Consider the following 22,242-nt stretch of genomic DNA (forward strand, 5'->3'; position numbering starts at 1 on the left):
TATAAGCAATTGAAGTAAAATGTTAGGTAGGTGTTTGATTTTTTTTCTTTTTCCTTCTTCTTATCCACCACCAAGCTACCCCTGCAACCGCAATAAGCAAGGGCCAAACTGATACTAAACCTATAAGAAAACCGAGCAAACCTTCCCAGCCCTCTACAAGGCTTTCTCCAACTTTATTCAAGAAACTTGCCTTGGGAGGCTTTTGGTATTTTTCATTGGTTTGGTAGTAGTTGAGATGAATAGTGCTAAACTGTACTTGGTTTTTGAGGTATTTTAGTCTGCCCTCTCTGGATTCTATCTCTTCCCTGATAACTCTTAGTTTCTCCTCGACTTCCAAGATTTCACTGATGGTCTTGGCGCGGCTCAGGATTTCCAAATATCGCTTTTCTACTTCTCTTTTTGTTTTGAGGCGAGTAATGACATCTACAAACTCCTCTGTAACGTCCTCTGCACTTTCATTTTTAAAATTGACGTAGATAGCAATTTCTAAGATTTCTTTGATTGCTTTATCAAAGTTTTTGCTTGGTACTCTTACTACCATTTCGCCATCCAAAGTATATCCATTATTTCGCTCATTAGCAGAGGAAATGTAGGCTTGATTGGCTTTGGCTACTTGCTGTATTTTTTCAGTAGCCTCTTTAAAATCTTGGACTTGGAAATTGAGTTGTGCTATTCTTATAATTTGCTTGCCTATTTCCACAGTATCCTTGTCAGTATCTTGCGTTTGCTTTACCTGTTTGAAATCCTCCTCTTGTGGAGAAAGTAACTTGGTAGTAGGAATATCTTGCTCAGGAGCTTCGTTCCTCTCCAATCCTAATTCAGAATCGCCTACGCCTGCTCCTTTTTCGCTTCTGTTCCCACAACTCCACAAAAGCAATAAAGTAATAAGAATAATACAACGCATGTTCATACTTATTATGCTTGTAATCAAAACTTTAACAAGGTTCTACTCCAAAGTAAAACTTTGTCAAAGATACACTAAAAATTATTGCCAATCTTCCTCTTCCAGAGAAAATATTTCTTCTACTTTTTTTTCAAATACCTTAGCAACTTTCAAGGCTAAGACCGTAGAAGGCACGTACTTGTTGCTCTCTATGGCATTGATAGTTTGGCGAGAAACCTTTACTAAGTCTGCCAGCTCTGCTTGGGTGATGTTCTTGATAGCTCTTTCTATTCTAATGGTATTTTTCATTATATCAGAATTTGTACGGATTGCTTTTTCTCTCTCCAAAAGAAGCCAATTAAATCAGCAAAAACCAGCCTATTCGTTTGTAGCGATGTGGGAATGAAAGTTATGTTTCCATAATATTTACTTCATTAAGTTAAAATGTAAAGTTTGTTTTACAAAATAAATATTTAGTTTACAAAAAGTAAAATTTACTTTACATTTTAACAGAATTTAATTTGGAAACGAGGTAAGCGTTTTTTTAAAACTTCACTACTTCCCAAAATGCTTTTTTGGGTTGATGGTTTTGGTCAAAAAGCAAGGGAAAATCTTTTCGACCGCGCACAGGAAAATTATCTAACCATGAATACCTGTCTGACAAGTTCCAAAAAGTAACGCCTGAAATCTTATCTTTGTGTTTGCGAAAAATCTCAAATAGCATTTTGTAGTGAGCCGCTTGTTTGTTATTCATTTCAGGCGTAAACTCTGCCTTGTCTGTGTCTTTGCGTTCACGACTTGTATGCTCTTTGGGGTACACAGAAACGTCTAACTCAGTGATTTGTACTTTCAAGCCCAGACTTGCGAACTTAGTAATGGATTCTTCCAATTCTTGGGCAGTAGGCTCGTACAATGACCAATGCCCCTGCAAACCTACCCCATGGATAGGTACTCCCTTGTCAAGTAACCCTTTCACAAGTTGGTAGATTTTCTCCCTTTTTACCTTATCTTCTGTATTATAATCATTGTAAAAAAGTTGGGCATTGGGGTCTGCTTCGTGGGCATAGCGAAAGGCAAGTTCTATGTACTCCTCACCGATGATTTCATAAAACTTAGACTTGCGATAGATTTCTGTACCGTTGCCATCAGGTACAGCCTCATTGACTACGTCCCAAGCGTAAATCGCTCCTTTATAGCGATTTACTACTTCAAAAATGTGTTTTTTCAATCTTGCCAATAGTACTTCCTTGCTTACCTGCTTACCTTCTGCATCAGTGAAAAGCCAATTAGGGGTTTGGTTGTGCCAGCAAAGCGTATGACCTCTCAATTTTAAACCATTTTTTACAGCAAACTCCGCAATTTTATCGGCAGGTTCCCAATTGTAGCGGTTCTCCTCGGGGTGTATAGGTCCCATTTTCATCGCATTTTCAGCAGTCATGCTATTGAACTGTGTCAAAATCAAATCGGCTTCTGCACCTGCATCTAACATGCGAGGGTTTACTGCTACCCCAATAGAGAAGTAATCTTTGTAGTAATCTTTCAAACCTTTAGTATCTTTGGTTTGCGAAAATGTGCCTGTAATACCGCAAATAAAGAGTACAAGAACAATTGCTAATTTTTTCATTTTAAGAAATTTGTTTTAGTAATTTAATAATAAACTGAAATTGAACTGGCGATATTTCCTCACCGCCCCTTCTGACCTTCAGACTTTGACCCACATGAAGTATTCAAAGCATAGTTATCTTGTTTTACACTATTGCATAGCCTTCACTGTGTGATAGCACCCTTAACAAATCGTATTCTGTATATATACTTTTTCTGTAATTTTTCTAATCTAAATTCCAAAACCTTTTACTCTTTAGCATAAAATATTAGTTTGGGCAAACTCAAAAAACTATCATACATTTGAAATCAACCTCCGTTTATACGGTAGAAAAACAAAAATAATTACTTACCATCTATATTTAATTCATTTTTACAATTTTTTTTCTCATCTTTACCAACTTTACAAGGGTACTTGCTGTTTAAGTATTGTATTTCAAACTTATTGGGAAAATGGTAATACTGCCTGCCTTTCCACAAAAAGGCATTTTTAACTTGTAATTTATTTTAATTTTATGATGCAAATAACTCCTGTAGTAAGAAATCTGCTCATTATTAATTTTGGCGTATTTCTGCTTGGTATGTTTCTTAATTTAGACCTATCCCAAACCTTTGGGTTGCGTTATTTCTTTACCCCTGAGTTTGCTCCTTATCAGATTGTAACGCACCTCTTTCTGCATGGAGGGTTCAGTCATATATTTAGCAACATGTTATCCCTTTTCTTCTTCGGTCCTTTGTTAGAAGGTTATATGGGGTCTAAAAGGTTTTTGATATTTTATTTGATTTGTGGTTTCGGTGCAAGTGCCTTGTACTCAGGGATTAACTACTTTGAAATTTCTCAACTCAAAGATGCTGTAGAGATGTATTTAGCCCACCCTACTCCTACGGAGTTTACCAACTTTATGAGCAAATACGGCAGTATGTTCAAGCCTGAATATGTTTTTGAGATTACTAACAAGTTTGAGGAGTATCCTAATAGCAGTCAGCTAATTGCAGAAACCAAAGAAGTAGTTTCTTACCTCTATCAAGCCAAAAGCCAAACAGTGCTAATAGGGGCTTCAGGAGCAGTTTTTGGTATTTTAATGGCAATGGGCGTACTATTCCCTAACTTACGTTTGATGTTACTTTTTCCTCCGATTCCAATGAAAGCAAAATATTTTGTACTTTTGTATGGTGCTTACGAGGTTTATGCAGAAATTATCCAAAAAGCAGGTGATAATATTGCACATGCAGCTCACTTAGGGGGAATGTTGTTTGCTTATATTTTGATTCGCTACTGGGGGTTGAGAACAGTACACTAAGAAATAATATCGAATAATTACATATTAGTAATTACTAAAAATATGAGTGCTTTATTAGACGACTTTAAAAATGTATGGACAAAGCCCAATAATGCTTTGATGCAGATTATTGTGCTGAATATCATTGTTTTTACAGTGATAAATATTATCTATGTAATCAGTGTGATTGCAGGAGAAGACTGGCTATTTGTGCTGATTGCCAAAGGCATATTTATCCCTGCGGCAATAGGAGAGTATGTATGGCGGCCCTGGACGCTCATTACTTATTTTTTTACTCATCAAAACCCTTTGCATATCTTATTTAATATGCTGATTTTGTACTGGTTTGGTATGATTGTCAGGGACTATCTGGGCAATAGCAAGTTGATAGCTTTGTATGCTTGGGGAGGAATTGTAGGGGGAGTTTTATACCTGATTTGCTTTAATACCATTCCTTATTTTATGAAACTTACCCCACAAATAGGCATCAAAGGAGCTGATGCGGCGGTCTATGCCATAGTGGTAGGTGCTGCTACTTATCGCCCTCACTTGCAAATACACATGCTCTTCTTCGGAGCTATCAAAATTGTTTACATTGCCGCAGTGGTAGTCATTCTATCTTTTATTGGGGTGGCTTCTTACTCCTCTGACGCAGGCATGGCTACTAACTTAGCCGAATTAGGTGGGGCACTGCTCGGATATATTTTCGTAAGGCAATATGAAAAAGGAAGAGATTGGAGTATCCCTATTGAAAAGGTACTGAATAGCATCAGAAATATTTTTAGACCCAGCAGTAGCAACCGTAATCGTAGTAAAGCCTACTCCAAAGCCTCTACCAGCAAAGGAAGTAGTGCAAAAGCCAAAGGGGGTAGTTTTACTTCCTCGGCTACTCCTTCCCAAGACGAAATAGATATGATTTTAGATAAGATTTCTGCACATGGCTATGAGTCATTGACCACAGAAGAAAAACAAATTTTGTTCAAAGCAAGTCAAAAAAAGTAAATGAATCTGAATACTTTAACTGCAATTTCCCCCATAGATGGTAGATACAGAAGGCAAGTAAACCAACTTGCCGATTTTTTTTCAGAGTACGCACTCATCAAGTATAGGGTCAGGGTGGAAATAGAATATTTTATTGCCTTATGCGAGCTGCCCCTGCCTCATCTGGCGGATATTGACGAAGAGATATATCCTTCGTTAAGAGAAATCTATGAAAACTTTTGCCTTGAAGATGCGCAAAAAGTCAAGGAGATAGAGCTAATCACCAACCATGATGTAAAGGCAGTGGAGTATTTTATCAAAGAAAAGTTCAAAGTATTGGAGTTGGGAAAATACCAAGAGTTTGTTCACTTTGGGCTTACCTCCCAAGACATCAATAATACAGCCATTCCTTTGCTGCTTAAAGAGGCTATTTCTGAAATTTTTAATCCCCTATTTGACCAACTCTCTGCTAAGTTAGCTTCTCTTGCTAAACTCTATGCCGATGTGCCTATGCTTGCTTTTACACATGGGCAACCTGCCTCACCCACGCGTTTAGGCAAAGAATTAGGTGTATTTGCCTATAGATTGGAGCAGCAATATCATCAACTTTTAGAAATTCCGCATAGTGCCAAATTTGGAGGCGCAACAGGCAACATGAATGCTCATGCCGTTAGCTATCCTAACATAGATTGGCTCGCTTTTGCAGATAGTTTTGTAAATGATACTTTGGAACTGCATCGTTCGCAACTAACTACTCAAATAGAAAACTACGATAACTTTGCTGCTCTTTGCGATAATATCCGCAGAATCAATACAATACTAATAGATTTAGCAAGAGATATTTGGACTTATATTTCTATGGGCTATTTCAAACAAAAAATTAATCCCAAAGAAGTAGGCTCTTCTGCCATGCCTCACAAGGTCAATCCCATAGATTTTGAGAATGCAGAAGGAAACTTAGGCGTAGCTAATGCACTTTTTACTCATTTTTCAGAAAAACTACCAATTTCTCGCTTGCAAAGGGACTTGACCGACTCCACTGTCTTGCGAAATATTGGAGTTCCTTTCGCTCATACTATCATCGCTTTCAAGTCTTTGCTCAAAGGTCTAGATAAATTGGAAATGAACCAAGAACGCATCAGTGGGGACTTGCAAGAAAACTGGGCAGTAGTAGCTGAGGGTATCCAAAGTATCCTACGTAGAGAAGGCTATCCCCAGCCTTATGAAGCCCTTAAAGCACTTACCCGCAAGAATGAAAAAATTACGGCAGAAGTCATTAGCCATTTTGTAGATAGCCTTGACGTAAGTGAGGAAGTTAAAACAGAATTAAAGCAAATTACACCGTTTAATTATACGGGAATTAGCGTATCTTATTGATAATTAGTTACTAACAATGAATTCATACGGAAAGATATTTAGGATTACGACTTTTGGAGAGTCGCATGGTACGGCAGTAGGTGTTATCATAGATGGCTGCCCCGCAGGTTTGCCCATCGACATCAATTTTATACAAGCAGAACTTGACCGCCGCCGACCGGGACAGTCCAAAATTACTACGCAAAGGCAAGAAGGAGATAAAGTAGAAGTACTTTCAGGAATTTTTGAAGGGAAGTCGCAAGGTACGCCCATCACCTTAGCCGTTTGGAACGAAGACCAAAGAAGTAAGGACTACTCGCATATCGCAGATAAGTTCCGACCCTCTCATGCTGATTACACCTACCAAATGAAGTACGGCACGAGAGATTATAGAGGAGGAGGGCGAAGCTCAGCCAGAGAAACTCTGGCTCGTGTAGCCGCAGGGGCTGTAGCTAAGCAGTTCTTAGCTACCTTAGGGGTTAAAATTACTGCCTATGTTTCCCAAGTGGGGCATCTACAATTAGAAAATGATTATACGAAATACAATTTTGAGGAAATAGAAAATAACATAGTTCGCTGTCCCGAGCCAAGCATGGCAGAGCAAATGATAGCCTTGATAGATGAAACAAGAAAGAGTAGAGATACTATTGGAGGAGTAGTTACGTGTGTAATTCAGGGAACGCCTGTAGGTTTGGGAGAGCCTGCTTTTGACAAGTTACATGCGGAATTAGGGAAGGCTATGCTTAGCATCAATGCGGTCAAGGGCTTTGAATACGGAAGCGGTTTTGAGGGGGTAAAAATGTACGGTTCACAGCACAACGACCTCTTTTATACTTCGGAAGATGGCAGCATAAGAACTAAAACCAACCACTCAGGAGGTATTCAAGGAGGAATTTCTAACGGTGAAGACATCTATTTTAGGGTAGCTTTCAAGCCTGTGGCTACTATCATGCAAGACCAACAAAGCGTAAATGAGGCAGGCGAAAGCGTCATCGTTTCAGGCAAGGGTAGGCATGACCCTTGTGTAGTTCCTCGAGCCGTACCTATTGTAGAGGCAATGGCGGCATTGGTCATTGCTGATTTTTATTTGAGAAATAAAACTACTCAAAAATAATTCTTTGTTGATTTCAGCAACCTCCTATTACCTTTTAGGAAATAAAAAAGAGCAACAACCTTTGTAGATTGTTGCTCTTTATATTTTTAAACGCTTAGATTAAATTATTTTTTAATCTGAGGTTTGAATTCAACACGACGGTTCAAAGCCCAGTTTGCTTGAGAATTGTTTGGTACCATTGGAGATTTCTCACCGAAGGCGCGTACTTCAATTCTGCTTTCTGGAATACCTTTTACCTTAGTTAGATAATATCTCGCCGCTGCTGCTCTGCGTTCTGACAATCCTTGGTTGTAATCATCACTACCACGGTCGTCGGTGTGTGCCTCAATTCTGATAGAAATTCTTGGATAATCCGTCATGAATTTATGTACTTTATCAAGTTCTTGTCTTGCTTTTGGTAAAAGCGAAGCATCAAGTTCTTTCTCGTCCATAGTACGAGGTCTTGCAGTGTTAAAGTTGATATTCTGGAATACAATCTTAGATAAGTCAAACAAGTAGATTTCTCTGTTGATAGTATCACCAGCTACTTTATTTTTCAAGTCTAAGGAGATAGAGGCAGGCTCGTATTGGTCAGCAGAACCATTGGCAGTATAAGTAGTACCTGGGTTCAACAAAGCAAAGAACTTACCTGGACCTGTTTTCTTGAACTCAGAAACTTTGCCATTTGCATCGTCAGGCTTGATTTCAGCATTAGATTCAGCAATTACTTCGTTAGTTAAGCCGTCCAGTACAGTAATAGTAGCTTGTACGCCTTTCTTACGCATTTTAATCATGGCACTGCACTCCCACTCAGAGATGTCTTTGGTCAAATCTACTACTTTAGTTACAGGCTCATAATCATCAAGTTCGAATACGATTCTATATTTATTGCTTTCAGTCAATACAGTTTTGAACTTACCCTGTTCGGCATATTTTTCGTAGCTCAAAGGCTCGCGAGTAAGGTTAGTTACTTTCACCGTAGGCTTTAGCTTTGCCCCAGTAGCAGAATCTACCACTGTAGCATTAAACCAGCAAGTTCTCTTTGGCTTAAATCTTTCTTGTAAAGGATAAGTGAATAGTTCGTGAGAAGCACCTCTGTAAGAGCTGAAGTAAGCCAATACGTGAGGATTATCATTAGGGGCAACAGAAACTAACATGTCAGGCTGATAAGAATACATAGTAGTTCTTACCCAAGGACTCATGTCTGTCAATACAGGTGCAGTCCAAGCCCCCCCTGGTTCCATTGCAGAGTAGTACAAATCAAAATCTTTAGAATCTTTTGGAGATAACCAAGTACGAGTAGAGGAGAAGAATAATGATTGACCGTCAGGCATGATTCTCACGTGCTTATCACAATCGCCGGGAATTGGTGAAGGAAGTTCAGTAGGTTCTCCGAAGCTACCATCCAATTTTCTCTTAGCTACCATTAGCTTATAGCAAGAAGGATATTTAGTCTTGCTACCTCCTTTGTCAGACTCGGCACTTCCACTGTTAGAAGAAGAACCTCCATCTTTTTTTCTCATAAAGTACAGGAACATGCCATCGGGAGAAATAGAAGGGAAACCTTCGTATTCGCCTGTATTTACTGCTCCAGCTACTTTTTCAGGCTTGCTCCATTTGCCGTCTGTCCCTTTGGTAGATTGGTAAATGTCTTCTGAACCCTCACCCATTTTGGCAAAAAAGTACAAAGTTTTACCGTCATAGCTTAGGCTTGGACCTCCGTAGATGTCGCCTTGTTTAAAGTCTCCATTGATTTCGTCAATAGGAGAAGGTTTTGTCCAGAAACCAGTTACAGTATCGCGCATAGACTGCCACAATCTGTAGTATTCCCACGTTTTTCCGCCTGCATTAGACTGATAAACGAGAGTCCTTCCGTCTGGACTAATGGCTGGTGCATATTCATCATGCAATAAAGTATTGATGATGTTAGGCATTCTTTCTACCTTAGGTTGCACGTCGCGTTTAGTAATCCTGTCAGCAATGGTTTGAGCTTGTGCGTTATAGCCCAAAATCAAAGTGAACAGAAACATCAGACTTACATAGTTCACTCTTTTTCTCATAGGTTTAAGTATTAGATTAGGTTAATTCAAGTAAAAATTTTTTGACCATGAATTGAGTACCAAAAATAGTTCTTTAAATGAAAAGACTACAATTTTATCTTGAAATTTTCAAATTTATACAAATTCATCAATATCCAAAATTCATCGGTCTTTCTTTTTCCAAAACACTATTTTTAATACGATTTTGTAAAATTTAGGTTTTAAAGAGTTAAAAATAAACTTTTATATCATTCCTGCAAATTTAGAAGATTAAATTGATAATTCACACTATCCTATCACGATTTTTTGATTATCTTCCCAAATTTGAGTATTACTTCTGCAAATTAATACTTTACTTTAAATAATAATGCTGTATTTTTAGAAAATAATTGTTGTATTTTTTGGATTACAACGCTTTACCTATGAAATTAGTATAAATGAAAAATGATTTGCCATGCACAGGGTTTGCTTGGTTGATGAAAATATGAAAATGAGATAGACTATGGAACTAAAACGAGCATTTGATTTAATTTATTATCAGGCGGAGAAGTATTCCCGACCAGATGCACTCAATAGCAAGATAAACGGCAAATGGGTGCAATACAGTACGCAAGATGTAATAGATACAGTCAATCGCCTAAGTCTTGGTTTGCTGAAATTAGGCTTAAAAAAAGGGGATAAGGTAGCTATTGTGTCCAATGGTCGTCCAGAGTGGAATCTGATAGACTTGGCTACTCAGCAAATAGGAGTGGTCAATGTGCCTATGTATCCGACTATTTCTATTGCAGATTACGAGTATATTTTTAATGATTCTGAAGCAAAAATAGCTTTTGTAGGTACACAAGAACTGTATGACAAAGTAAAAAAAGCCACAGAGAGTAAAAGTATTCCTATTTATACTTTTGACCTACTTCCTAACCTTGCCCATTGGTCAGAAATAGAAAACTTAGGCAAGGGCGAGGAGGTCAGCCAATTAGATGCTCACAAAGCTAATGTAGATGAAAATGACTTACTTACACTCATTTATACTTCTGGCACTACAGGCGTTCCGAAGGGAGTAATGCTTTCTCATAAGAACATTGTAAGCAATGTAATAAGTGTAAGCAAAGCCTTCATCGAGCAGAGTGATAAATTGCAACTTGGTTTAGGGAAAGCTAAATCTCTAAGTTTTCTCCCTCTTTGCCATATTTATGAACGCACAGGCTCTTTTGTATATATGTACTTGGGGATAGGTATTTATTATGTAGAGAGCATGGATACCATAGTAGCCAATATACAGGAAGTCAAACCTGATTGCTTTAATGCTGTACCACGTATTTTTGAGAAAGTTTATAATGGGATTGTCGCCAAAGGCATGGAACTGAAAGGTTTAAAAAAGAGGATTTTCTTTTGGGCTTTAAAAATAGGAGAGCAATATGAACCTAATAAGAAATACGGTTGGTGGTACAACAAGCAACTTGAAATAGCAAATAAGTTAGTATTTAGCAAATGGAGAGCAGCTTTGGGGGGAAATCTAAAAATGGTAAGCTCAGGCGCTGCCTCTCTCCAGCCACGCTTGGCACGTATTTTCTGGGCGGCAGGCATCAGAATTTACGAAGGCTACGGGCTAACGGAAACCTCACCTGTTATTACTTCTTCTCTTAATGATATGGAAAATGTAAGATTGGGGTGTGTGGGGACAGTAATAGACGGGGTAGAAATTAAAATCGCTGAAGATGGAGAAATTCTCTGTAAGGGTGATAATGTCATGATGGGCTATTACAAACAACCTGAACTTACTAAGCAAGTACTTAAAGACGGCTGGTTCCATACAGGTGATATAGGGGAGTTGGTAGAAGGTAAATTCCTGAAAATCACTGATAGAAAGAAAGAAATGTTTAAAACATCGGGAGGAAAGTACGTGGCTCCACAAATCTTGGAAAATAAATTCAAAGAATCTCCTTTTATAGAACAAGTGATTGTCATAGGGGAGAATAAGAATTTTCCTGCTGCCCTCATCGTTCCTGCTTTTGACCACTTGAAAAAATGGTGCGAGCATAAGGGTATTCCTTACACTAAGCCAGAAGAAATGTTAAAACACCCTAAAGTCATAGAAAAGTTCGACGAGGAAGTAAAAAAAGTGAATGAAAATTTTGGAAATTGGGAAAAAGTAAAGAAATTTACATTACTATCAACTCCTTGGGGGATTGATAGTGGAGAACTAACCCCAACGTTAAAATTAAAACGTAAGTCGATTTATAGTAAGTATGAAAGAATGATAGATGAAATTTACTCTTAGAGAAGGCTCAGTTATCTCAACTTTAACTTTACCACAACGCAAAACTCAACTGACCCTTGTGATAACGCTTCTCCCTTACAAAAGAAATTTTCATCTTATTGCAAGCCAAAATAGACCTTTCGCAAGAGAGGTCTTTTTGCTTTGGTTCACTAACCACCTTACTCACTCCACTCCCAAGCACTTTTATAAGCATGAATTGTATCTACATAATTGAGAAAATTATTGTAAAAGTCAAACTTGGCAAGAGTAGCACTGTCGCCGATGACCACTAATTTTTTCCGAGCGCGCGTCATAGCTACATTCATACGCCTTGTATCTTTCAAAAAGCCTATTTCCCCTTCGCTATTGCTCCTCACTAAACTGATGTAAATAATATCTCGCTCTTGCCCTTGAAAGCTATCTACTGTATTTACCTCAATATCAAGATATAACTGATTGGATACGTGATTTTTTTCTTGCTTTTCTAAGGCAAACTTTTCAGGGTATTCTTGCTTAAAATATTCCAATTCTTCTTTGAGCAAGTGCGTTTGTGCTTTATAAGGAGAAATAAGTCCAATAGAAATAATACCTTTCACGCTTTGACTATCAATTTCTTGTATCAAAACTTTCAAATGCCTGAACAATAGCTTTGCCTCTTCGGGATTGGCTGTGCTTCCTGTTTCTGGATTGGGAGTTTCCTCGAATCCACACCCTGCGGTGTCTATAAACTCTATAGGAGCAATATTCTCACCTAAGACCCAATGCCTTACCTTGTCGCTTGCCATGAGTTGATTTTCATAAAACTGCTCATTGGGAAACTGCATAATCGCCTCATTCATGCGGTATTGGGTGCGAAGCATGACATCTACGGGACTATCCAACTTTTTATGCCTAAGTATGCACTTTTCAAAAAGTGTTTTGCTCAAACCTTTGCGGTCTGCCTCCATAGACTTGACCGTAGGGGGAAGTTGCCAATGGTCGCCTGCAAAAACAACTTTTTCTGCTTTTAAAATGGGTATCCAAGTGGCTGGTTCTAAGGCTTGTGCCGCCTCATCTATGAAAACAGTATCAAATCGCCTTTCGTGTAGGACTTGATTTGCCGCCCCTACCAAAGTCGCCGTAATGACCTCTGCCTTGTCCAAAATATCCTTGCTAATGTATTTTTCCAACTCGCTTGCCTCTTTAAGTAGTTTTTTGGCTTCGGCATAAAGCAGTCTTCTTTGCTCTCTTTCGTCGGACCCAAAGTTGCGTTTGTATTTGCCTGCCATCTGCCTAAAATTCTCTGCATCTTTACGGTATTTTTTCAAATCTTTGAAAAGTGGGTGATTAGAGATTTGATTATCAAGAGTATATCGTTGTACGTCCTCATCTACTCTGGCAGGATTGCCTATGCGCAAGACCTTGATGCCTTCGCTTGCCAATTTTTCTGTGAGTAAGTCGACTGCGGTATTGCTTGGAGCAGCCACCAACAAACTCAAAGCATTTTCTTTACTTTTCAGAGCTAAGCGTATCGCTTGCACCAAAGTAGTAGTCTTGCCCGTACCAGGGGGACCGTGAATAATCGCTACTTCTTGGGCAGAAAGTACATTTCTCACCGCTTGATTCTGAGAATCATTGAGTTGGGGCAGGGAGATTTCATATTTCAAAGGTTTAAAGTTGGCTTTTTTTTCACCTAATAAAATCTCTCGCAATTGCACTATCCGCCCCTTTTCTGCCTTGATGACCTGCTTTAAGGCATTTTCCATTTCTCTATAGCTTACATTATCAAAGAGAATATCTATGCCTAACTTCCCATCTTCCACCCAGTCAGGCAGTTCGTCTGTATGCAGGGCTATTTTCATGGTATCTTTCCAAATCGCTGAAATTACGCCACTTACACTATTATTTTGAGTATTTTTTTCTTCTGTATTCACAAAAAACGATACCATGCTCCCTACGGAAAAGGCATGAGGCGCACCCAAGGAAGAGGTACGCTCCACACTGATATAAACGAGCTCACCTGTCCCGATTTCCGAATAGTTTAGCTTGACAGGATACCAACAAAAACCTTGCTTTCTTCGCTCATTCAGAGGAGTTTGCAAGATGTACTGTTGGTAGTTTCTGAAATCTTCCTCTTGCTCTATTTTCAGAATGTTGAGTAGGTCTTGGAGTTCTTGCACAGTATTATCGCATTATTAAAAAGGCTGCCTAAAAGTTCTGATTTTTAGACAGCCTCGCTTTATATATTTTGTTATGAAATCTCTATTCCATCACTCCGCACTTGCACTGAATCCCTAACTTTTTGCTTAGTTCTTCTATGTCCGTATAATCTCCCCTCATGTTAGGGCGTTGTGTAGGTGCGCCGCCCTTTTTTGCATTGACCATCTTCTGAATAAGACGATTACGTTCTGCATTGATTTCCTCTCTGAGTTGTTTATCTCTGTCTATGTCATAGTAAAGTACGCCATCTACAAAGGTTTTTTCTGCTTTAGCATAAATAGAAAGTGGGTTATCAGACCAAAGCACTACATCTGCATCTTTGCCTACTTTGATGCTGCCTGTACGATTGTCCAAGTGTAACATTTTCGCAGGATTCAAAGTAACCATTTTCAAGGCATCTTCCTCTGACATTCCACCGTATTTGACTGACTTGGCAGCTTCTTGGTTCAGGCGGCGAGCCATTTCTGCGTCATCAGAGTTGATAGCCGTAATAACGCCTGCATTGGTCAATAAAACAGGGTTGTAAGGAATGGCATCATATACTTCAAATTTGTAGCCCCACCAATCAGAGAAAGAGGAAGCCGCTACACCATGTTTTTGCATTTTGTCAGCTACCTTGTAGCCTTCTAAGATGTGAGTAAAGGTATTCACTTTGAAGCCAAACTGCTCGGCTACTTTCATTAGCATATTGATTTCTGACTGCACGTAGGAGTGGCAAGTAATAAATCTTTTCTTGTTGAGTATTTCTGCCAAAGCCTCTAATTGCAAATCTTTTCTTGTTTGAGTAGGGTTTGCTTTCATATTTTTGTCGTATTCCCTTGCTCTGGTAAAGCCCTCGACATAAATCTGCTCTACGCCCATGCGCGTATTGGGGAAACGAGTAATGTTACCGCCAAAAGTACGTCCACGCTTTACATTTTCGCCCAAAGCAAACTTAATAAAGCCATCTGCACCCTCGATTTTCATTTTCTCAGGAGAAAGTCCCCAACGGAATTTGACGATAGCCGACTGCCCACCTACCGCATTGGCAGAGCCATGCAACAACTGCGCCCCAATCACTCCCCCTGAAAGTTGGCGATAAATATTAATCGCCTCAGAATTAATGACATCGCCCATGCGAACCTCAGAACTAAGCGAATAAGTAAACTCATTTACTCCGTCCAAAGCGATGTGAGAGTGTTCGTCAATGATACCTGCGCTGAGGTGCTTGCCTGTACCGTCTATGACTTTCGCTCCTGTGGCAGAGAGATTCTGACCTATTTTCTCTATTTTCCCATTATTAATCAGCACATCTGTATTTTTCAAAATGCCTTCTTTTTCATTTGTCCAAACGGTTGCATTTTTTATCAATACCATTTCTGCCTTAGGCACTTCAGGCAAGCCGTAAGCAGAAAAAGGAAAAGTAACCTTGCCTAATTCGGGAGCTTTGGTATCTTTCTTAGCTTCGTCTTTTTTGGTTTCTTCTTTGGGTTCTCCTGTTTTCTCTGCTACCCAAGCCAGCCATTTACCATTTTCATCTTGCCCTTCGCCGTACAGTTTGCCATCTATTACTCCTGTCAAACGAACCTTTTTATTGTTTCTGTCAAAAGTCAAAGTAAGCAATTTGCCGTCTATGCTTCCGCTGGTTGTGTATTTGATAGTGTCTTTATTTACCTTAAAATCAGGCTTTTCCGCTTTCCCGCTAATGCTCAAACTCAATAGCTCATTGCCAAAAGTAAGTTTGTACCCGCCTCTGATGTCTGTAACATTCATGTCATTGATGATGTAGCGATTACCTTGTACCCAGTTTTCGTAAATGGTATTTTCCTTGTCAAAAAGTTCTTTGGAAGTAATCAAGAAGTTAGCAACCATTCCCTTTTTCAAACTACCTACAATATTTTCCGCGCCTACAAGTTTGGCAGGAGTATAAGTTACTGCTTTCAAGGCAGTTTGCTTGTCTAAGCCATATTCTATGGCTTGTTGGATATTTTTGATAAAATCGCTTTTATTTTTCAAACCATCTGCGGTAAAGGCAAACTCTATACCTGCCTTTGCCAAAACACTTGGGTTGGTAGGGGCAAGTTCCCAATGTTTCATGTTTGCCAAAGAAACCAACTTGGCATCGTAGGGGTCTTCTACATCATAAGCCTCAGGGAAATTCACAGGCAAAATAAAAGAGGCTTTGCTTGCTTTGATTTCATCAATAAGTTGGTACTCATCTCCTGAGCCTTTGATAATGAATTGCTTGCCAAACTCATCACCAATTTTGTCAGCACGAAGCGCATTGAGTTTGTTATTCACCGCAAAGATTTGAGGAAGGGCAAGGTTTTTATTGAAATAATCCAAAGAAATATTGTACTCTAAGGTATTTCCAAAGTTTTTGTACCAAATTCCATCGTAAAAAGTTTGCCTGAGCAGGGCAATGTAACCCATTTGAGAGGTTGGATACACCTGCGTACTTGTGCCTTTGTCGAAAGAATAGTAGGCAGCAGTTTCACCCTTTAATACTGTTTTTTGCTCTTTCTCATCAGATAAACTTACCAAAACTCCTGTTCCCCTAACTACTCCGTCCATCAAATGCGTAGAAACCGCTCCAAAGCCTATATCTCTTAAAGATTTGGCATTCGCTGAGTTAGCATTAAAAAGTTCATTGCCTTTGGTTTCAGGCTTGACCGCTTCGTTGGCGTTGAATGCTCCCTTCTTTTTAGAAAGAAACTCTCCACTTGCAAAAAAGCCTCTTGCCCCTTGGGGTTTAGGCTGCTCGATTCCGTAGTCAGAGAAAATATCGACCATAGAAGGATAGATGTATTTCCCTTTGAGGTCTATGACCATTGCACCTTGTGGTATAGGCAAGTTCGTACCAACTGCCTCTACTTTTCCTTTGACCACCACCAATGTACTATTAACCATAGTAGTTTGATAATCCACTACCACATTGGCATTGGTAAAAACATAGATTTCTGGTCGCTTGTCCTGCGCTCCATTGACTGGGTGCGTTTCTTGGGCAGAAACGTGCAGGACTATCATTAAAAACAAGAGTGTAGATAAAAAATGCTTCATCGTAAATAAAGGATATAGTTTAGACATGAAAATTGAGTGATTGAATAGATTGATACGAAGTTGTCTGAAAGTTAGCAACTTTCAAAATAGTTATAGCGAAATTTTTGTAGAAATATCAAAAACTAATCACTTAGAACAAAGGATTTATTTTTTTTCAGATAAAATATCTCTGACAATGAACTCGATACGCCGGTTAAGTTGATGCTCCTCGCTGTTGCATCTTACTCCGTTAGCACAGTGATTGACTAAGCGAGTTTCTCCGTAGCCTTTGGCAGAGAGGCGATTTTTAGGAATCCCTTTTTTGATAAGGTTAAAAGCTATCTCATCTGCTCTGCCTTGCGAAAGTACTAAGTTGTACTCGTCATTCCCTCTTGAATCGGTATGCACCCCGATTTCAAAAACCAAGTGGGGGTTCTCATCCATGAGTTTATGCAACTTTTCCAAAGTAACCTCTGATTCTTGGGTAGGAATATTGGTATTAGGGTCAAACTCAATGCCTTCTATGCGGACTCCTTTGCCTATAACTACCTCTCTTAGCTTGAAAGTGTATTGGAAAATCTTATTTCGCATGGTCGTATTGACCTCTATACTTGCTTGGGTAAAATATTGGGGGTGGCTAATGATGGCATCATAAACTTGCTCAGCATCTAAAAGAGTATTAAAATATCCTTTGGCATCAGTGATTACTTTAATAGTCAGGCTTTTTTGTATATTTTTAAACAGTACCGTAGCATTGGCAATAGGCTCGTTACTTTCTTCATTTAGTACCCAACCCTCTACGGAATAAAAAACAGTTCTACCATAGCTATCAGCGATTAAGACAGGATTTTTTGATATGAAAAAAATGAAAGCAATTAGGAAGAAGTGTAAATTAAAGTTCATTTAACTCGTTTTTTTCTTTTTTAGTCAATTTGCTCACTACCAAGTCGTAGGAGTGCAAAATCCAATGCTTGATTTCCTCATCGCTCAGTTCTCCGACTATGGCTATGGTATTCCAATGTTTTTTGTTCATGTGGTAGCCCGCTGTTACACCGCTATACCTTTCGCGAAGGTCTATGGCTGTTTCAGGCTCGCATTTGACATTGATACTTTCAAACTTATCTATGTCTGCTATAGCAAAAACTTTACTCATTACCTTCATCACTAAGGTATTATCATCAAAGTGAGTGGATTCTGTAACTCCCTTCAAATTTAGGCAAAACTCGCGAAATTCCTCAATATTCATCAATCAAAAAAATAGCCTTTTGGCTAACCAAACCACAAAGGCAAATAAAAACATAAGGATAGAAATACGGTTAATGCCATGCATGACTTTCAGGTTGAAATTAGGCTTGCCGTTAGCATCTTTGCGAAAAACTCTGAAAAAGTAGTGAAATACCTCATTGACAGCAAAATACTCTCTGAGCGTATTTCTTCCTTTTTGGGCTTGTTTGTTCTCGATATTTTCCATTGGTAAATGTTAGTCTTTAAATTGATTAATAATATGTTGCCAAGTCAAAATGACATATCAATATTAATAAAGATAGAAACATACTATTTTGTTTGCAAGTTAGGCAATTTTGTTTGAATTAAAAAAATTAGAACTACCTTTGCCGTGCAAGAAAACTTGCAAGTGAGTTATTTCTTTATATTCGAAGATGGAGGCAATCAAAGAAACCAATTTTCATTTTCCTCAAAGCAATCAATTTTACAAAGGCAAGGTCAGAGATGTTTATCATTTTGCAGACAAGTTAGCCGTAGTTGCTACTGACCGCATTTCTGCTTTTGATGTAGTGCTACCCAGAGCTATTCCTTACAAAGGGCAAGTTCTCAATCAGATAGCAGCACATTTTTTAAAAGCGACAGCTTCTATCGTTCCTAACTGGTTGGAAGCTATTCCTCACCCTAACGTCAGCATTGGCAAAAAATGTCAGCCTTTTGCTGTGGAAATGGTCATTCGTGGTTATCTTTCTGGACACGCATGGCGAGAGTACAAGGCAGGCAAACGCACTCTCTGTGGGGAAACTTTGCCAGAGGGCTTAAAGGAAAATGACCAACTCCCCTATCCCATCATTACGCCTACTACCAAAGCACACGAAGGACATGACGAGGATATTTCTGAAAGTGAAATCATTAGAAAAAAAATAGTGAGCCAAGAGGACTACGCAATCCTTAAAAAATATACTTTTGCCCTATTTGAAAAGGGTACGGTCATGGCAAAGGAAAGAGGGCTGATATTGGTAGATACCAAGTATGAGTTTGGGAAATTGGGAGATAAAATCTACCTCATAGATGAGGTGCATACGCCTGATTCCTCCCGATACTTTTATGCGGAAGGCTATGAGGAAAGGCAGGCAAAAGGAGAAGCCCAGAAGCAACTTTCTAAAGAGTTTGTGAGAGAGTGGCTCATTGCCAATGGCTTTCAAGGCAAAGAAGGGCAGCAAGTTCCAGAAATGACAGACGAAAAAGTAGCCTCTATTACTGCTCGTTATATAGAACTTTATGAGCAGATTACAGGGAGTACTTTTCAACAAGTAAGCTATGAAAACATATTGGAACAGATAGAACAAAGTATCCGCACATCAATTTCTATATGAAGTTTTCTTGACTTTTGAGAAGAAAGTTTTGTAGAAAATTGTGAATAATCAATGTAAATTTTAAAAATTATAATTATTTTATCTATCTTTACATTTGTAATTATTTAGACCTTACAAGGTTTTGCACACCTTACAAGGCTACGCATAAGTTAAACAATAAACTTACGAAATTGTCAAATTTTACAAGGGTTATCTTATCAATAATCAATATGAAATATAGCATAGATAAACAGGAGAGATACAGCATTTTGGCGTTAGATGAGGAAAAGTTAGACACCTTGATTGCTCCCAAGCTAAAGTCTGAATTTGTAACCCTATTCCAATCGGGTACAACTAACTTAATTTTGGATATGAGTAAGGTGAAGTATGTGGATTCGTCAGGGTTGAGTGCTATCTTGGTAGCTAATCGCTTGGCGGGAGATGTAGATGGCTTTCTGGTATTAGCAGGCGTAACTCCTCATGTGATGAAGCTAATCACAATTTCAAAGTTAGATAATGTACTCAATTTGTTACCTACCGTTAAGGAAGCAGTAGAGGCAATACACCTTAGCGAAGTAGAAAAAGAATTAAAACAAGAAAATGGTATGGAATAACTATTACGAGCAGGATTTATTTATTTCTTTGAAAATCTAAAAGTTAGTCCCAAAAAATTTTTTGGGTGTTAGCTAAAAATCACTTACTTTCCCACCGTTCTGAGCGGTGGGTTTTCTGTATAGCCACGAATTTCACGGATTTACACGAATTTATTTTGCTTTACCTAAAATTATCTATCTTATGAACAAAAGAAAAACATTTATTATCGTCTATTTACTTTCTCTACTGCTGTTTTTCTTTCCTATTGAGGGACATAGCCAAGATGCCAACTTTACGCAGTTTTATGCCTCGCCTACTTACATGAACCCTGCTTTTGCAGGTGCTGTACCACAATACCGAGCCACTGTACAGTACAGAAACCAATATCCAAGTATCCCTAATTCCTACGAAACCAACATCTTTTCCTTTGATTATAATTGGGACGACTATGACTCTGGTTTGGGAGCGATGATACTGCAAGACAGATTGAGTTCCTTCTCTATGACCTCTACAAGTTTGCTTTTAGCCTACTCTTATCAAGTCAAAATTACTAAAAAATGGGTGGCTCGCTTGGGCTTGCAAGGGGCTTATACTACGCGTACCACCGATTTTTCGCGCTTAGTTTTCCAAGACCAAATCAACACAGGCAATCCTACGAGAGAAAACTTAGTCGGAAATTTTATCCATTACCCCGATTTTTCTACAGGTTTTTTAGTCTATAATAAAACATTTTGGTTTGGAGCGGGCATACATCATTTGACTCGCCCTTTTCAGTCTATCGTCAATACCAGCGAAAGATTAGCCATGCGACAAACCGTACAAGCAGGTGCAAAGTTTTCATTTTCAAAAGATTGGGACAAAGACATTTCCCTTGCTCCTGCTATTTTGTACCAACGCCAAGCCCCTTTTGACCAGTTGGACTTAGGGGTGAACTTCTTTTACGAACCCTTGATTATCGGCTTGTGGTACAGAGGTATTCCTATCCAAAAAAATGTAGCAGGTCGCATCAACCAAGATGCGATTGCAGGATTAGCTGGTTTCCGCTATAAAAATTGGATTTTTACTTATAGCTATGATGCCACTATCTCCTCTTTGAACCGCTCTGGAGGGGCGCATGAAATCTCGCTGACCTTAGCCCCACGCTATGACAAAAGAAACAAAAGAGGAAGCAAGCATATAGATTGCCCTGTATTTTTCTGATAAAACAATTCTTAAATTTGCTTTGCACAAACTGAATTTTGTATCTTTAAGCAAAAAGTTATTGCTTTATGCTTCATAGAATCAGATTCAAACTGCTCTTTGCCTTTTTGTTAGTAGGTATAGTCCCATTTGCATTAACTATGTGGTGGGAATATCGCAACTCAACTACTTTACTGAAAGAGCGAACTTTTGAACAACTAAGAACAGTACGGGAAAGTAAAAAGATGGAAATAGAAAATTACTTTACCCAAACACGCCAAGAAATTGGCTATTTCGCTCAAAATAGTTTGGTAAATAAGGCAATGAAGGATTTTAAAGAAGCATTCGAGAATATACAACCTAAAGAATTACCTCCAGAATATCCTCAAAAGCTAAGAATGTATTATGAAAATGAGTTCATTCCTAAGCTCAGGCATCACCAAGACACTTTCACAGTAGCGCATTTTTTACCTACTAACTACAAAAGTATTTTGCTTCAAACCCAATACCTTATCAGCAATAAGACTGCTTTTAAACCTTCTTCTTACAGCTATGTGCATGACAAATACCACAGCTCTCTTTCTACCTTCTTGAAAATAGGAGGCTATTATGATATTTTTTTGGTAGAAGACGAAACAGGCTACATTGTTTATAGTGTGAATAAGGAAGTGGACTTTGGAACAAGTTTATTATCAGGGATTTATGCCGATTCTAACTTGGGTAGGCTATACAGAAAAATCAGGCATATAGGGATAAAGTATCATACCCTACTTTGCGATTTTGAAACTTATCTTCCTTCTTATTTAGCCCCTGCCGCCTTTATAGCTGCTCCTATCTTTGACGAAGAAAAAAAGATAGGCAACCAATTGTGCTAGTTAAAATATAAAGTTTTTTATATCTAAGATAGGTTGTTGAGTTATAAAGTTTAAATAAATAGCAAAAGTTAGGGATGTTATTTTTGCGATAATTCTATTTGTTAGTCCCCAAGCACTCTTTGCACGTGTATATTGTATGTTAAACTGCTCTGTCAGTATTGAGTTTACTGTTTCAATGGTTTTACGAAAAATACCAAGAAATGCTTTTTCAGTAGCAGTATTAGCTACTTGGTTTGCTCTATTTTGTATAATTAGCTCATAATCAAGTGTATTCTCAAGCCTTTTTCCCAACCCTACATACCCTTTATCG

19 protein-coding genes are annotated in these 22,242 nt (G+C 38.6%); 9 read left to right on the forward strand and 10 right to left on the reverse strand.

Features of this window, described 5'->3' with window-relative positions:
- Window positions 1-22 precede the first annotated feature (22 nt).
- The 3 genes from BM141_RS18585 to BM141_RS18595 all read right to left on the reverse strand — a co-directional run bounded on the left by BM141_RS18585 (window position 23) and on the right by BM141_RS18595 (window position 2,507).
- Entirely contained in the window at window positions 23-910 is an 888-nt protein-coding gene (locus BM141_RS18585; RefSeq protein WP_091548970.1) for a DUF4349 domain-containing protein, read from the reverse strand.
- 75 nt (window positions 911-985) lie between these two features.
- Window positions 986-1,192 carry a helix-turn-helix transcriptional regulator gene (locus tag BM141_RS18590; protein WP_091548989.1) on the reverse strand — a complete coding sequence of 69 codons (207 nt, stop codon included), beginning with the start codon at window positions 1,190-1,192 and terminating at the stop codon, window positions 986-988.
- Window positions 1,193-1,427: 235 nt separating this feature from the next.
- Window positions 1,428-2,507, reverse strand: a complete 1,080-nt coding sequence (locus BM141_RS18595; RefSeq protein WP_091548971.1) for an endo-1,4-beta-xylanase — start codon at window positions 2,505-2,507, stop codon at window positions 1,428-1,430.
- 493 nt (window positions 2,508-3,000) lie between these two features.
- On the opposite strand from BM141_RS18595, the gene BM141_RS18600 reads away from it, so the two are divergent.
- Genes BM141_RS18600 through aroC form a run of 4 tightly spaced genes read left to right on the forward strand, consistent with a single transcriptional unit; the run spans window position 3,001 to window position 7,216 of the window.
- Complete coding sequence (locus BM141_RS18600) at window positions 3,001-3,786, forward strand: rhomboid family intramembrane serine protease (RefSeq protein WP_091548972.1); 786 nt, start codon at window positions 3,001-3,003, stop codon at window positions 3,784-3,786.
- 42 nt (window positions 3,787-3,828) lie between these two features.
- Entirely contained in the window at window positions 3,829-4,767 is a 939-nt protein-coding gene (locus BM141_RS18605) for a rhomboid family intramembrane serine protease (RefSeq protein WP_091548973.1), read from the forward strand.
- Entirely contained in the window at window positions 4,768-6,123 is a 1,356-nt protein-coding gene (gene purB / locus BM141_RS18610; protein WP_091548974.1) for an adenylosuccinate lyase, read from the forward strand.
- 16 nt (window positions 6,124-6,139) lie between these two features.
- Complete coding sequence (gene aroC, locus BM141_RS18615; RefSeq protein ID WP_091548975.1) at window positions 6,140-7,216, forward strand: chorismate synthase; 1,077 nt, start codon at window positions 6,140-6,142, stop codon at window positions 7,214-7,216.
- 104 nt (window positions 7,217-7,320) lie between these two features.
- On the opposite strand, the gene BM141_RS18620 is transcribed toward aroC, so the two are convergent.
- Window positions 7,321-9,255, reverse strand: coding sequence for an OmpA family protein (locus BM141_RS18620; protein WP_091548976.1), 1,935 nt, complete (start codon window positions 9,253-9,255; stop codon window positions 7,321-7,323).
- Between the two features lie 481 nt (window positions 9,256-9,736).
- Between BM141_RS18620 and BM141_RS18625 the strand changes: the two genes are divergently transcribed.
- A complete protein-coding gene (locus BM141_RS18625; RefSeq protein ID WP_091548977.1) occupies window positions 9,737-11,512 on the forward strand; it encodes an AMP-dependent synthetase/ligase in 1,776 nt (591 codons plus the stop codon).
- Window positions 11,513-11,670: 158 nt separating this feature from the next.
- Here the strand turns inward: BM141_RS18625 and BM141_RS18630 are convergent, their stop codons facing one another.
- The 5 genes from BM141_RS18630 to BM141_RS18650 all read right to left on the reverse strand — a co-directional run bounded on the left by BM141_RS18630 (window position 11,671) and on the right by BM141_RS18650 (window position 18,179).
- A complete protein-coding gene (locus BM141_RS18630) occupies window positions 11,671-13,650 on the reverse strand; it encodes an AAA domain-containing protein (RefSeq protein WP_091548978.1) in 1,980 nt (659 codons plus the stop codon).
- 82 nt (window positions 13,651-13,732) lie between these two features.
- Window positions 13,733-16,756, reverse strand: a complete 3,024-nt coding sequence (locus tag BM141_RS18635; RefSeq protein WP_091548979.1) for an amidohydrolase family protein — start codon at window positions 16,754-16,756, stop codon at window positions 13,733-13,735.
- 117 nt (window positions 16,757-16,873) lie between these two features.
- A complete protein-coding gene (locus BM141_RS18640) occupies window positions 16,874-17,611 on the reverse strand; it encodes an OmpA family protein (RefSeq protein WP_091548980.1) in 738 nt (245 codons plus the stop codon).
- On the reverse strand, window positions 17,601-17,918 hold the full coding sequence (locus BM141_RS18645) for an MmcQ/YjbR family DNA-binding protein (RefSeq protein WP_317039490.1): 318 nt from the start codon (window positions 17,916-17,918) through the stop codon (window positions 17,601-17,603). Before BM141_RS18645 ends, BM141_RS18640 begins: the two co-directional genes overlap by 11 nt.
- A 39-nt stretch (window positions 17,919-17,957) precedes the next feature.
- On the reverse strand, window positions 17,958-18,179 hold the full coding sequence (locus tag BM141_RS18650; protein WP_091548982.1) for a DUF6728 family protein: 222 nt from the start codon (window positions 18,177-18,179) through the stop codon (window positions 17,958-17,960).
- A 187-nt stretch (window positions 18,180-18,366) separates the two neighbouring features.
- Here BM141_RS18650 and BM141_RS18655 point away from each other — a divergent pair, with 187 nt between their 5' ends.
- The 4 genes from BM141_RS18655 (at window position 18,367) to BM141_RS18670 (ending at window position 21,932) form a co-directional block, all read left to right on the forward strand.
- On the forward strand, window positions 18,367-19,305 hold the full coding sequence (locus BM141_RS18655) for a phosphoribosylaminoimidazolesuccinocarboxamide synthase (RefSeq protein WP_091548983.1): 939 nt from the start codon (window positions 18,367-18,369) through the stop codon (window positions 19,303-19,305).
- Between the two features lie 209 nt (window positions 19,306-19,514).
- Complete coding sequence (locus BM141_RS18660; protein WP_091548984.1) at window positions 19,515-19,898, forward strand: STAS domain-containing protein; 384 nt, start codon at window positions 19,515-19,517, stop codon at window positions 19,896-19,898.
- A gap of 181 nt (window positions 19,899-20,079) precedes the next feature.
- Window positions 20,080-21,078, forward strand: a complete 999-nt coding sequence (locus BM141_RS18665) for a PorP/SprF family type IX secretion system membrane protein (RefSeq protein WP_091548985.1) — start codon at window positions 20,080-20,082, stop codon at window positions 21,076-21,078.
- Between the two features lie 68 nt (window positions 21,079-21,146).
- Complete coding sequence (locus BM141_RS18670; protein WP_091548986.1) at window positions 21,147-21,932, forward strand: hypothetical protein; 786 nt, start codon at window positions 21,147-21,149, stop codon at window positions 21,930-21,932.
- On the opposite strand, the gene BM141_RS23095 is transcribed toward BM141_RS18670, so the two are convergent.
- Window positions 21,933-22,242: hypothetical protein (locus tag BM141_RS23095; RefSeq protein WP_394331693.1), on the reverse strand; the 310-nt coding region annotated here is incomplete at its 5' end.

It is taken from the genome of Thermoflexibacter ruber (assembly GCF_900113045.1).
In the GTDB taxonomy this organism is placed as follows: domain Bacteria; phylum Bacteroidota; class Bacteroidia; order Cytophagales; family Thermoflexibacteraceae; genus Thermoflexibacter; species Thermoflexibacter ruber.